Source organism: Cytophaga aurantiaca DSM 3654 (assembly GCF_000379725.1).
In the GTDB taxonomy this organism is placed as follows: domain Bacteria; phylum Bacteroidota; class Bacteroidia; order Cytophagales; family Cytophagaceae; genus Cytophaga; species Cytophaga aurantiaca.
Map to the genome: position 1 here is coordinate 122,254 of NZ_KB903663.1, position 14,294 is coordinate 136,547.

General features: G+C 37.1%; 11 protein-coding genes. 7 read left to right on the forward strand and 4 right to left on the reverse strand.

The features are described from left to right. The first annotated feature begins 189 nt into the window (after positions 1-189). Complete coding sequence (locus A3EE_RS0116310) at positions 190-1,614, forward strand: hypothetical protein (protein WP_026209827.1); 1,425 nt, start codon at positions 190-192, stop codon at positions 1,612-1,614. Between the two features lie 691 nt (positions 1,615-2,305). Here A3EE_RS0116310 and A3EE_RS0116320 read toward each other — a convergent pair. After that, a complete protein-coding gene (locus A3EE_RS0116320) occupies positions 2,306-2,734 on the reverse strand; it encodes a hypothetical protein (RefSeq protein ID WP_245553855.1) in 429 nt (142 codons plus the stop codon). Between the two features lie 227 nt (positions 2,735-2,961). On the opposite strand from A3EE_RS0116320, the gene A3EE_RS0116325 reads away from it, so the two are divergent. After that, on the forward strand, positions 2,962-3,414 hold the full coding sequence (locus A3EE_RS0116325) for a KTSC domain-containing protein (protein ID WP_018344518.1): 453 nt from the start codon (positions 2,962-2,964) through the stop codon (positions 3,412-3,414). 257 nt (positions 3,415-3,671) lie between these two features. Here A3EE_RS0116325 and clpB read toward each other — a convergent pair whose 3' ends face one another. Beyond that, entirely contained in the window at positions 3,672-6,287 is a 2,616-nt protein-coding gene (gene clpB, locus A3EE_RS0116330) for an ATP-dependent chaperone ClpB (RefSeq protein WP_018344519.1), read from the reverse strand. Positions 6,288-6,527: 240 nt separating this feature from the next. Between clpB and rlmN the strand changes: the two genes are divergently transcribed. From rlmN to A3EE_RS0116345, 3 genes are all read left to right on the forward strand, one after another. Continuing rightward, positions 6,528-7,589, forward strand: coding sequence for a dual-specificity RNA methyltransferase RlmN (gene rlmN / locus A3EE_RS0116335; protein WP_018344520.1), 1,062 nt, complete (start codon positions 6,528-6,530; stop codon positions 7,587-7,589). A 1-nt stretch (position 7,590) separates the two neighbouring features. Further along, entirely contained in the window at positions 7,591-8,154 is a 564-nt protein-coding gene (locus A3EE_RS0116340) for a hypothetical protein (protein ID WP_018344521.1), read from the forward strand. A gap of 142 nt (positions 8,155-8,296) precedes the next feature. Next, complete coding sequence (locus A3EE_RS0116345; RefSeq protein ID WP_018344522.1) at positions 8,297-8,767, forward strand: hypothetical protein; 471 nt, start codon at positions 8,297-8,299, stop codon at positions 8,765-8,767. Positions 8,768-8,770: 3 nt separating this feature from the next. On the opposite strand, the gene A3EE_RS0116350 is transcribed toward A3EE_RS0116345, so the two are convergent. Continuing rightward, a complete protein-coding gene (locus A3EE_RS0116350) occupies positions 8,771-10,597 on the reverse strand; it encodes a tetratricopeptide repeat protein (protein WP_018344523.1) in 1,827 nt (608 codons plus the stop codon). Between the two features lie 46 nt (positions 10,598-10,643). Then, the gene (locus A3EE_RS0116355; protein ID WP_018344524.1) at positions 10,644-11,900 is read right to left on the reverse strand and encodes an MFS transporter; all 1,257 of its coding nucleotides are present in this window, start codon (positions 11,898-11,900) and stop codon (positions 10,644-10,646) included. A 171-nt stretch (positions 11,901-12,071) separates the two neighbouring features. On the opposite strand from A3EE_RS0116355, the gene A3EE_RS0116360 reads away from it, so the two are divergent. Together A3EE_RS0116360 and A3EE_RS0116365 are read left to right on the forward strand one after the other, a co-directional pair. Beyond that, positions 12,072-13,226, forward strand: a complete 1,155-nt coding sequence (locus A3EE_RS0116360; RefSeq protein ID WP_018344525.1) for a Gfo/Idh/MocA family protein — start codon at positions 12,072-12,074, stop codon at positions 13,224-13,226. Positions 13,227-13,263: 37 nt separating this feature from the next. Then, entirely contained in the window at positions 13,264-14,274 is a 1,011-nt protein-coding gene (locus A3EE_RS0116365; RefSeq protein ID WP_018344526.1) for a sugar phosphate isomerase/epimerase family protein, read from the forward strand. Positions 14,275-14,294: the final 20 nt, after the last annotated feature.

Here is a 14,294-nt window from a genome sequence, read left to right on the forward strand (position 1 = left end):
TTTAATATTTGGTATTGCCTCTCCTGCATATCAAGTATAAAATTCGTTGCTTCCTTACTATTACTATATAGTATAGAACACGGAATCTGCTTCTTTTATTTTTTTCAGGAATGCTACCTGTATCTTTTTGAAAAAATAACATTATAGTAATATACCAAATGAAATCTTGCCATGAATGTGAGAAACTACATGTTACTGTCCGCCACAAGCATTGTCTTTATTATTTGCTCCTGCAATAAAAAACAAGACACGTCTTCTACTCCACTGGTACATAATGCAGCAGAACAAACCCGTGCAGACTCTATTCTTTCCAGTATTGGAGGTCAAACCAAAATCGTTAAGATCAATCCTTCAAAAGAAAATAATATTATTTCTAAAAAGGGAATTCAATTTTCGATCCCTGCAAACGCATTTGTTACAAAAGACGGATTGAAACCAAAAGGGAACGTACAGGTAACAATTTCAGAATATCACAATCCGGCAGATATATTGGTTTCAAAAATTCCAATGCTGTATCAAACAAAAAACGGTGCTGCTCAAATGGAATCCGCAGGAATGTTTTCAATTACGGCAACCGCAAAAGATGAAGAGCTACAGCTCGCACCGAATAAAGATATTGCTGTTCAGGTTCCTTCAAAAAAATCCGACATAAATTTTAATTTATATTATTTCGACCCAATTGCAAATGCATGGGTACAAACAGTTGATTCATTATCCATAGATCAAACTGAACCGAAAGCCCACCATGCACCTTCCGGAAAAACATCCATACAAATTGTAGATGCCGGAATCAATGTGGAATGGTCAGCAGTAGAAGCGAATAAACGTATGATTGATGGAAAAGTAATTTCTCTTGTAAAGCCCGATTGTAGTTATAAAAATACAGATTTCAATTTCACGGTTGCTACCGATAATTTTCCTGAATTGAATCTGTATAAAGATCTTGTCTGGATTGGCTCTGCCAACAAAGACGACAGACAAGTTGAAGCCGCATTTGATAACGATCAATTCATCAATGCATCCATTATAGAAAGAGAAACTCCATTAAACAGATACCTGATGGCCTTCCAATTCAGACATACGAAGTTCAATGCATACATGAAAATTGCAAGTAAGTCTGAAGCCTGTGAATTGAATGAAGAACTCTATTTGTCTTATTATGATAGCCGTCCGGTAGATGAAAATAAAATTGAAAAGATTGCAACAAAAGCAAAAAAGTCTAAAAGCCAGTCAACCATTTTTAGAAGTTTTGCGATCAATAAATTAGGTTTGTGGAATTGCGATCGTTTATATGTATTGACCGCAAAGATGAATATTACGCCGCGATTCAGAAGTATTACTACGGGTGAATCTTACGAATCAACTACGACTTATATGATCGATAAAAAAATAAATTCTGTCTGGACCTTCACCAATAATATTATTACGCTGGATCCGGATTCCGATAACATTATTTTATTTATAAATGGTAAAGGAAAAATCTGTTATGCACGTTTAAATAAATTATCTAAAACACATAAGGAAAAAGAAATTAATTTAATTATTGATGTGGAAGAAATGGAAGAGAATCCGGACAATACAGAGGCGTTAGATAAACTGTTGCAGAGCATATAAAAGTAAGATTGCTGTATGGATCCAATCATGATCGGTACAGCGATCTTTTATGCGAATAGTCGAAATGTTAATCTGATAATAATAAATAAACTGTGAACTAGTAAATACAATGTCAAATTGCGTTCGCCCAAATTTACATACTTATTTTTCAATAAAACTGTGCCGCATAAAGCTGCTATCGGGTAAAATAAAAACTTACTATATGTCGCCCAAAATCCATGCAAAACAAGTATGCTAATAGCCATAGCAAATTGTACAATTAGACATAAGCTTAACATCAACATTTCATACCGTACTACCTTTGATGTAGTCTTTACAGAATTGTATAAAAATAAACATGTCATGATCATACTACCTAACAAGCCGCCAAAGAACATTATGGGCCCAAACGGCCAGTGCATAATTCTAAATAAATCTCCAATGCTCCCAAGTATAAGGAGACCTATAACAATTGAATACAGCCAATCTGTTTTTTTATTTTCGAAAATCAGATGCCACAGAAAAATAAATTCAGCAACATACGCCACCCAAACAAATGATTGACTTGCAGAATCGGCAAGTATCAATAGTGTTTTACTGATTATAAGCAAAAGCAAAGGTGCTATTGCAAAGAGTTGTGTCGAACGTTTAATATTACTAATCACTATTTATATCTAATTTTTACTGACCACTGTCTAACGACCACTGACCACTATATCAAATCATCATCCTCTTCTTCTATATATTCAAGATTCCGTTTGTACACCTGATACAAGATCCAGCTGAACGGATAGATCCAGATAACATCGTTAAATACATTTACCCAGAAAAAGGAAGCATCTAACTGATTGGTAAAAATATAATGTATCGAACCGATTGGCCCTAATATCTTTCCGATCAAACCAACCATTATAAGCGGCCAGTAACGTGCCGGATCACGCGAAGCAAAATAATACGCAATCCCATACACTCCAACCAACATACCAACACATTGCAAAACGATAATGACAAATATAGAATCGCTGTCGTCAAATAAAATCACTTTGGGATAAGCCAAAATCAATACCCCCCAAAAAATATTGTATATGGCCGCTAAAGTCATAATGAGTCTTGATATGACCCGAATCGTTTCTTGTTTCATAAATGGTCTTTGGTTAATAGTATAATATATCTATTTTTTATGACAATTTATATTTTCAGATGATACGTTTTTATCCGTGAAGCGGTTGTGAATACCCGCATTTATAGCTGCTGAAAAGAGATTTCAAGGCCATTTTGTTAAAATTTACCATTCAATAACGATCATAGGCACATTTACTTATTCTTTATGGTTATATTTGTAGCGTTAAAATCAGAATTACAGGAAATATGAAAAAGGTAGCCGATTATAGAAAACTATTAGGCGTAGATAAAACTGTTGAATTAAAGGAGTTAAAAACCATTTACCGGAATTTAATGAAGGAATGGCATCCGGATAAATTCAACGACAATGAAACTGCAAAGCTTGAAGCAGAAGAAAAAAGTAAAGAGTTTATTGAAGCATACAATTTCTTAATGAGCATTGCTCCAGAAACAGTTGAATCGTTCAAAGAAGAATTTCTTCATACAATCACAAACGCAAGTATGATCGATTACCAATACAAAGCACGTGTATTAGAAGTAAAATATTCTGACGGTGCTGTGTACGAATTCTTTGATGTGCCAAGCAACATTTATAACAAATTATTAAACTCAGATGTACCGGGAAGATTTGTTCGTCGTAATATTTGTGGTGGCGAATTTGTTTACAGAAAGACTGCAAACCCTGCGAATGTAGACTAGTTCAACGTTTGAGGTTTAACAAATAAAAAAAGAGAGGCTGAATAGTCTCTCTTTTTTTATGCACTCTTTCGCTTAAGGCCTAAGGCGAAAAGCCTAAAGCTTATGATGCATTTTGATTCAGCAAGACTTTTGTTTTTAAAAGCTTTAAGTCTTAGGCTTTCTGCATTAAGCATTAAAAAGAGCTGCTGTTATATTTAACAGCAGCTCTCTTAATAAGAAACGCAAAAGCATTAGGCGTTTGGCGTTAAGCCTTATGCTTACAAAGACACATTATCCAAATTCAAAAACTGAAGATTACCATCTTCACCAAGTGTGATCCCTACAACACTTTCTTTCTGAATCTTTCCGGAAAGAATTTCTTTCGACAATTCATTCAGGATCAAACGCTGCATCACACGTTTCAACGGACGAGCACCAAACTGCGGATCAAATCCAAGCTCTCCCAATTTATCCAATACTTCAGCACTTGCCTCCACTTTAATTCCGTTTTCTTCCAGACGTTTTTGGATCAAGCTAAACTGTATACCAACAATCTTACGGATCTCTTTTCGAGTCAGCGGTCTGAACATGATAATTTCATCCACCCGATTCAAAAACTCCGGACGAATCGTTTTGCGTAACAAATTGATTACTTCATTTTTTGTTTCCTCAACTACCTGGTCCTCGTTTGCTGCCGTTAATTTTTCAAAATTCTCTTGAATGACATGCGCACCCATGTTGGATGTCATGATGACAATTGCATTTTTAAAGTTCGCTACACGCCCTTTGTTATCGGTCAAGCGGCCTTCATCCAATACCTGAAGCAATATATTAAACACATCCGGATGAGCTTTTTCAATTTCATCCAATAAAATTACTGAATACGGTTTACGTCGAACGGCTTCTGTTAATTGTCCACCTTCTTCATACCCGATATACCCCGGAGGCGCCCCCACCAATCGGCTTACCGCGTGGCTTTCCTGATATTCAGACATATCGATACGTACCATGGCATTATCGTCGTTGAATAAATATTCTGCCAATGCTTTTGCCAATTCGGTTTTACCAACACCTGTGGTTCCTAAGAAAATAAAAGAACCTATCGGACGCTTCGGATCCTGCAATCCTGCTCTGCTTCTACGGACCGCATCAGATATAGCCTCTATAGCTTCAGCTTGTCCGGCAACACGTTTACCTAATTCTTCTTCTAAGTGAAGTAATTTTTCACGTTCACTCTGAAGCATTTTTGAAACCGGTATGCCCGTCCATTTTGCAACAACTTCTGCAATATCTTCCGGCGTCACTTCTTCTTTCAACATCGAAGAACCGATAGTTTGTTTCAGTTCTTGCAACTGCTTGTTGAAATCAGCTAATTGTTTTTCGGCTTCCTGAATTTTACCGTAACGGATCTCTGCAACCTTCCCGTAATCGCCGTTACGCTCAGCCTGGTCTGCTTCCATTTTATAACGGTCGATATCTTCTTTCGCTTGTTTCAATCCATCAATCACACGCTTCTCACCTTGCCACTTCGCCATGATCTGATTCTTCTGCTCGCCTAACTCTGCAAGTTCACGTGAAAGAATTGTTTCCTTCTCTTTGTTATTTTCTCTACGGATTGCTTCACGTTCAATTTCCAATTGCATAATGCGACGAAGAATTTCATCCAGCTCCTGTGGCATCGAATCCAATTCGATACGCAATTTCGCAGATGCTTCATCCATCAAGTCAATGGCTTTATCCGGCAAATAACGATCACTGATGTATCGTTGAGAAAGCTCTACCGCAGCAATGATCGCATCGTCCTGAATACGGATACCATGGTGTACTTCGTATTTTTCTTTGATTCCACGAAGAATAGAAATTGCATCCTGTGTATTCGGTTCATCAACAATCACAGCCTGGAAACGACGTTCCAATGCTTTATCTTTTTCAATGTATTTCTGATATTCTTTTAATGTAGTTGCTCCGATCGCGTGCAACTCACCACGAGCAAGAGCCGGCTTTAACAAGTTCGCTGCATCCATTGCACCTTCTCCGCCACCTGCCCCAATCAACGTATGGATCTCATCAATGAACAAAACAATTTCTCCATCAGAATCAATAACTTCCTTGATCACCGATTTCAAACGTTCTTCAAATTCTCCTTTGTATTTTGCACCCGCAACAAGCAAACCCATATCCAAAGAGATCAATTGTTTGCTCTTTAAATTTTCCGGCACATCTCCTGAAACAATACGCTGTGCAAGGCCTTCAGCGATGGCTGTTTTACCAACGCCTGGCTCACCCAATAAGATTGGATTGTTTTTTGTACGTCTGGATAAGATCTGCAGTACTCTTCTGATCTCTTCATCCCGACCGATCACCGGATCTATTTTACCTGAACGCGCTAAGTCGTTTAAGTTTTTAGAATACTTTTCAAGCGAACGGTATTTACCTTCTGCATGCTGATCGGTTACTTTGCTTGAACCACGTAATTCCTGGATCGCAGCACGTAAACCTTTTTCAGAAAGTCCCGCATCTTTTAACAACGTAGCAGCTTTATCTTTTCCTGAAACCAAGGCAAGCAACATGTGTTCAATAGAAATATACTCGTCGCCAAACTCTTTTGATAAAGCCGTAGCCTTATTTAATACCTGCGTAGCGTCGTTTGATAAATACGGGCTGCCTCCTGAAACTTTGCCGTATGTTTTAATTACGGCATCCAATGTTTGATTGAATGTTACAGGATTGATATTATTTTTTTTGAATAAAAAAGGAACAACGTTTTCGTCCGCAACGATTATCCCTTTCAATAAATGAACAGATTCAATGGACTGCTGTTCGTTGGCAGCAGCAATTTCCATAGCTTTCTGAAATGCCTCCTGCCCTTTAATCGTATAATTATTAATATTCATATTTTTTTCCTCCGGTTAGCTGTTGTTCAAACCTTGAACCATTTCAAATATACGTAATAAAAAAAGCCAAAATGACGCTATTTATCAGTTATTCAAGTAGTTTATATGTCAAAATAACTGATTTAGATCATTTTCACAAGCTAGGTAAATGACAATTTTTCATTCATAATGTATATCTGCGCACAAGATACATCGTGAGTAAAAATGAGATTACTCGGCTTAATGTTGTATTTTTGTAACATGCAAACTACATCTACAGAGATCAAAAAGAAATGCATCCGCAGCCTTAGTGCTGAGGAGCTTAAAGATTTTTTTGTAGCCTCGGGTGAAAAAGCGTTCCGTTCCAAGCAAGTATATGAGTGGCTTTGGAAACGCTCTGCGCGTTCTTTCGAAGAGATGACCAATCTTTCGAAAGAGACCCGCACATTATTAGAAAACAATTTCACCATCAATCCTGTTACGATTTCTCAGAAACAGGTAAGTAACGATGGCACCATAAAATTCGGTTTTAAATTACACGACGGTTATCTGGTTGAAGGTGTATTGATACCGGCTGATGATCGCATGACCGCTTGTATCTCTTCGCAGGTAGGCTGTTCGCTTACGTGCAAGTTCTGCGCAACCGGTTATATGGACCGCAAGCGAAATCTTGAGCCTTATGAAATTTACGATCAGGTTGTACTGATCAAAGAAGCTGCCGAAGAACATTATCAGACTCCCCTTACAAACATTGTACTAATGGGCATGGGCGAACCTTTGCTGAATTATACAAACGTATTGAAAGGAATAGATAAAGTAACTTCCGAAGATGGTTTGCACATTGCATCCAAACGCATTACACTTTCTACAGCGGGCATCGCGAAGATGATCACAAAGCTTGGCGATGAAAAAGTAAAGTTCCGTCTTGCACTATCCTTGCATGCTGCGAATGACGAGAAGCGAAATACGATTATGCCGATCAATGAAACAAACAATTTAAATGTATTGAAAGAATCGTTGTTGCATTTCTGCAAAGAAACAGGTTCATCAGTAACATTTGAATACATTGTGTTTGATGGCGTAAATGATACTGCGCAGGATGCAAAAGAATTGTATACTTTTGCAAAAAACATTCCGTGTAAAATAAACATCATTGAATACAATCCCATTCAGGAAGCAGATTTCATGAATACCTCGGTTGACAAACTGGAGCAATTCAAAAAAGTATTGACTGACAAAGGAATTATTGTTAATATTAGAAGAAGCCGTGGCAAAGACATTGATGCTGCCTGCGGACAATTAGCCATTAAAGAAATAAAATAACATGAAACACATCTTTCGCATTTTAGCTATTGCTTTATTTTTACCTATTTTTTTTTCATGCGATGATTTTAGTGAGAACACAAATGTTGTTTTAACCGATACACTTGCTCTTGATTCAATTATTGAGCCCTTAGCAGGTTATTCTTCGAAATTCAAAACTTTGATCGTTACGGATACAGGAGTTTTCAGAGGTAGAAAATTCGGGGCAAGCAAAGCACTTACGTTGGAGCCGGGTTTAGAAAAAATTGAAGAAGATGCTACAAATACTACATACAACATAAATTTAGGAGCTACAGAATACGGAGATATCATGTACACCTTCAACAAAGACGTCTTCACTTCTGTAGAAGTTTTTGTATATCCTAAAGACGATAGTAGCTTACAAGCATTAAAAACTGAACTGGTAGATTTTTATTCTAAAAAAATCGGCGCTTCGGTTTTAAAGAAAAAAGGAAAAACAGTTTTACTGAATCCGGAAGAAAATTACGGAATTGAATGGAGCGAGGAAGGCAACAGAAAAATCAAAGATCTGCGCATGTATATTTTCAGTTTGTCGGCGTTATAGGTTTTACGTATCATGTTTTATGTTTTAAGAACGTCGTCGGGGTTATAAACCTCGACGACGTTCTGTTTTAGGGGAAATTGACAGCAACCAATTTCCTTCAGAATCGTTTTATAGATTAAAGGTTCACAAACCGATTTGAGCTATGAAAGATCTACGAAACTTCTGCTTTTTTCTGACCTTGTTTTTTACTTATACCATTGCACATGGTCAGACTTCTCCTAAAAATTATTTAAAACCTGCTACAGCAACATTTCATGCCGACAGTATATTCACACCGCTTAGCCTTGGTATGATTCGTTATTACATGCCTTCAACTCATGTATGGCTTACATCATTAAATAGCCATTACATAGATACTACAAAAAATCACATCAATCCTGTTGCCGTTCCTGCTTACCACGAAATAAAAAACAAAGGATTATTCGGTCCACATCATGTCAAAAAACAAATGGAAGCCGGCTTATATTATCATCCATATTTTTTCCGCTCAATGCCATATGGTAGATCAGCTTACGATCCTATCAACAAGCCTTATGAGAATCTCCCCTACGGTTATTCACCCTTCAGCATTAAAGCTTCGGGCTCTCCGTATTTTATATTACCGAAGTTTTAAAATCTATTTGCAGTAGTCGAGTAATAATTCCAATGCCTTGGTGTTTCCTAAGTCTGCAGCCTTCTTAAAGTCTTTACAGGCGTTCGTCGTGTCATGTAATTCGAAATAACATAATCCGCCTCGATATAAGTATGCAGTACTATTAAAAGGATCTACTTCGGCTGCTTTGGTAAAATCTGCTTTCGCTCCGTAAAAGTCACCTCTGGAACTTTTAAAAGCACCTCTATTCATATAACCTAAAAAATAATCGGGATTGTTTTTTATAGCTTGATCATAATTATACAATGCCTTATCATATTCTTTTAATTCTTCATATGCCAATCCCAAACCCTGCAAAGCAGGAGCGTATGCCGAATCAATTTTTATTGCATGCTTAAAATTAATAACGGCAGTTTTAAAATCTTTTGTCATACAGGCAATGTTACCTTTATTATAGTAAGCGATTTTATAGTTCGAATCAAGTTCGATTGCTCTGTTATAATCTTTTAACGCATTTTTTAATTGATTGAATTGCGCTTTTACATTCCCGCGGTTATTATAAAATTCTGCTTGTGAAGAATCGAGCTCGATTGCCTTATTGTAATCAATAAGAGCACTTTGATAATCATCCAGATTAAATTCAGAAGAACCTCTTTTATTATATGCCCAAGCATTCAATGAATCCAATCTTATTGTGGTATTATAATCAGCTATTGCCTCTTTGTCTTTTTTTAACGCAGCCTTTATATACCCTCTATAATAATACGCATCGCCATATTTGTTATTAATAATTATAGAACTATCTAAGTCTGCAATTGCTGAATTATATTTGCCAAGTTCGTATTTTATTCGTGCTCTTGAAAAATACGCTTTATACATATTCTTATCCAACTGTATAGATCTATTATACGCTGCCATAGCTTGGTCATACTTCTTTTGTTCACAGTAAATGACACCTCGGTTCAGATATGCACTTGCATAACCAGGTGATAGTTGTATCGATTTATCATAATCAACTAAGGCCTGTTCAAATTGCTTGAGTTTTTGCTTGCAAAGCCCTCTATTGTAATATGCCACAGCAAAATCCGGTGAAAGTTTAATAGCTTCAGTAAATGAAACAATGGCATCTTTATAAGCAGTTTCATTTACTTTAATTACTCCTAAATAAAAATGAGAAAGACAATAGGGTGAACACTTTTTCTTGATTTCATTCTCGCCTAAAAGTTTTGCATCTTCATTGAAAATAGAATCCCGCACAAAGTGAAATTTAACATTTAATGCCGTTTCAAAATCATCCTGTGCTCTATCGTATTGATTGAGTTGAAATTTAACATATCCTCTGTTAAAATAAACATCCGCACTTAATGGGCCTGTTTCAATAGCTTTATCATAATCCGCTATTGCTCCATTGAAATCGTGTTGTAAGAATTTAACACTCGCTCTATTTATATATGATTCTGTAAAGCGTGGATTCAATTTTATTGTTGAACCAAAATCTTCTGATGCTCCATCGTAATCAGCCAATAATAGTTTAATATATGCTCTCTGATAATACGACTTAAAATCTGATTGATTTAATTGTATAGCCTGATCGACATCCAGCAAGGCTCCTTTAAAATCTCTCAAAAAATATTTCGTTAAGGATCTTCCACGATAAGCTTCATAGGTTGGCTTCTTCTTTATTGCTTTATCATATTCTAGCAATGCTCCCGGGTAATCTTTTGCTTCGAATTTTTGATTTGCTTTAGCAAGCTTTGGATCCACCTTTTGGGAAAAAGCATTAACTGCTATACCAAAAAATAAAAAGAGTCCAACATAGAAAGACACTTGAGCAGTGAATGTAGATTTCATATTATATTTTAAAAACGATTCATTGAACAATAAATATACGAACAACTTAATTAGATCTTTTTTTCTTCACTAAATAAATTCCAACAAATACTACCGTCAATATCACCGGGAGTATTGCAACTAATTGTAAGGTCTCTATGCCAGCATCTAATTGTGCGGCATTTAAGAGCTCAATGTCTGGATGGTTTTTGCCAATCTTATGAAGTGTTTCTACTGTATATCCTTTCGGCATATGCATCAATGTTTTACTATCGTATAACATTCCCATAAATGGCAAGACAAAAGACACAGAAAGCATTCCTGCGCCACCCATTAATGAAATACCTAAGGCACCTGTCTTGGGTAAATTTTCAGAAACAAAACCCAACATGGTTGGCCAGAAAAAACAGATGCCAAAAGCAAAAATAGTAGCCGGCAAAAATGCCCAATACCCATCCACATAGTTAAATAAGAATAACCCAATAGCAGAAAATACAGCAGAAAAAATTAACATGCCAATAGGTGATAACCGATGAACAAAGCCACCAGCAAAGGTACGTCCAAAAGCCATCAATAAATTAATATATACAAGCAATAAAATATCTTTTACTCCAAGGCTGCTTAAGAAATTGGAGATCCATTGGTTCGTACCAAATTCTGTACTTGCCGTTAACAGCATACAAAACAACATAACAAGAAATAAAGGCTGTGTACATGCCTGAAACATTTGTTTAAATGAAACACCGGCATCAACACGTTCGGTTGCCGGAAATTTTTCATTAAAGAATAACAATCCATTGGCTGCTGTAGGAATTAAAATAGTCGCTAATTGAAACTCCTTCGACAAATTCCATTCTTTAAAGAAAAAAGCAATCAAACCGCCAATCACAATTCCACCCGGAAACCACACATGTAACCGATTCAGCTTTGTTGTTTTATCATCTTTATACAAGGTTGAAACCAATGGATTACAAACCGCTTCAACCATACCATTCGCAATTCCTATTAACAATGTTGAAAAGAATAATGACCAAAATCCTGTTGCTAAAATTGTCAATGCAATGCCCAACACATGCCCTCCAAAGGCCACAACAATCAAGCGTTTCATGCCAATCAGATCACAGAGAAAACCGCCAAAGATGATGGACAATGTAAAACCCCAGAATGCAGTACCTAGAACATAACCAATCTTTTCATGGGATAGTGAAAACAACTCACAATATTCTTTTTCTAAGCTTGCACGAATAGCAAATGTCATTGCCGTAGCGATGATAGCGATGCAGCTTGCTAAAAATAATTTATTGGGATTGATCGTCTTTTCCATAGTCTCAAATGTACTATAAATTGTAATAAGTTATAAGTTATAAGTTTTAAGTTATAGGTTATAGGTTTTAATATGCCCATTAGGTTTTCAGTTCTTAAAACTTAAAACATAGAACTTAATACTCAAAGATTCTTTCTTATATTTAACTATTAAATACTACTTCAAAAAAGTATGAGTAAGAAAATACGCATGGGTATGATCGGCGGCAGTCTGGATGGATTCATCGGATCTGTTCATAGAATGGCTGCAGCTTTAGATGGAACAATTGAACTTGTTTGCGGTGCATTCAGCAGTAATGCAAAACGTTCTATTGAAACAGGTAATGCATTAGACCTTCCTGAAGATCGAATCTATGTATCATTTGAAGAAATGATTGCGAAAGAAGCGCAATTGCCTGCAGATCTTCGGATGCAATTTGTGTCGATCGTAACACCGAATCATTTACATGCACAACCGGCAGCTCTTGCATTAAAACATGGCTTTCATGTCTTGTGTGAAAAACCCTTGGCATTTTCATTTGAAGAAGCAAAAAAAATAGGCGAACACGTAAAAAGAACAGGTTTATTATTCGGCGTTACCCATACCTACACAGGTTACCCGATGGTAAAAGAAGCGAAAGATCTTATTGCAAAAGGCAAGCTTGGTAAAATTCGAAAAGTTATTGTTGAATATCCTCAAGGCTGGCTATCCGATCCCATTGAAAACGATGGACAAAAACAAGCGAGCTGGCGCACAAACCCTGCACAGGCTGGCATCAGCTGTTGTGTAGGCGATATCGGCACGCATGCAGAAAATCTTGTAGAATATATTACAGATTTAAAAATAACAGAATTAAGTGCAGACGTAAGCTCTGTTGTTGCAGGTAGAACATTGGACGATGATGCAAATGTATTGCTACGTTTTAACAATGGCGCTAAAGGTATTTTAATTGCGTCTCAGATTGCAAATGGCGAGGAGAATGAATTAAAGATTCGTGTGTATGGTGAGCACGGCGGATTGAAGTGGCTTCAATCCGAACCCAATACCTTGATCGTAAAACAAAATGATCAGCCAACGCAACTACGAAGAGCGGGTGCAAATCATTCATATCTATCAGAACATGCACGCCTTCACTGTCGCATACCAGCGGGCCATCCCGAAGGATATATTGAAGCGATGGCAAATCTCTACAGAAACTTTGCCGCATCCATCCACGCATTCGAAAATAAAACTTCATCAAATCCATTACTTGATTATCCAACCATCGAAGATGGAATCAGAGGCATGCAATTTATCGAAACCGTAATTGCTTCCGGGAAAGAGAATGCAGCATGGAAACAACTATAAGTTTCTCTAAAAATTAATTCATAATTTATTTTAGTAGATGAAAACAATCAAAGGTCCGGCAATCTTCTTAGCTCAATTTATGAGCGATTTTGCCCCATTTAATAACTTAAAAAATATCTGTGCATGGGCTGCAAGTATTGGCTATAAAGGTGTACAAATACCCAGTTGGGATTCCCGTTGCATCGATTTAAAAAAAGCAGCAGAGAGCAAAACATACTGCGATGAAATTAAAGGTATTGTTCAATCAGCCGGATTAGAAATCACCGAACTTACGAGTCACTTGCAAGGACAGCTTGTTGCTTCACATGCAGCATATGATTCTGCCTTTGATGTATTTGCACCAGCAGGCTTACATAATAACCCTAAAGCACGTACAGAATGGGCCACACAACAACTTATCTATGCTGCCAAAGCAAGTGAAAATTTAGGACTAACGGCACACGCAACATTCTCCGGCGCATTACTTTGGCACACCATGTATCCGTGGCCACAGCGCAAGGCCAGAAGTGTTGAAGAAGGTTTTGCAGAGCTGGCAAAACGTTGGTTACCGATTCTGAATGCATTTGATCAATCGGGTATTGATTTGTGTTATGAAATTCATCCGGGTGAAGACTTGCATGATGGTATTACCTTTGAACGGTTTTTGAATGCAACCAACAATCACAAGCGGGCACATATATTATACGATCCAAGTCATTTCGTTTTGCAACAATTAAATTATCTGGATTACATAGATATCTATCACGAACACATAAAAATGTTTCATGTGAAGGATGCAGAATTCAATCCATCCGGACGTTCAGGCGTATATGGCGGTTATCAGGACTGGATCGATAGGCCAGGCCGTTTCCGCTCCTTAGGCGATGGACAGGTAAATTTCAAATCAATCTTTAGTAAACTTGCGCAGTATGATTTTCCTGGCTGGGCTGTATTAGAGTGGGAATGCTGCCTGAAACACCCGGAAGACGGGGCGAGAGAAGGTGCTCCATTTATAAAAAATCACATCATCCGTGTGGCTGATAAAGCCTTTGATGATTTTGCTGGATGATATTAAACAAGCTGCAACTA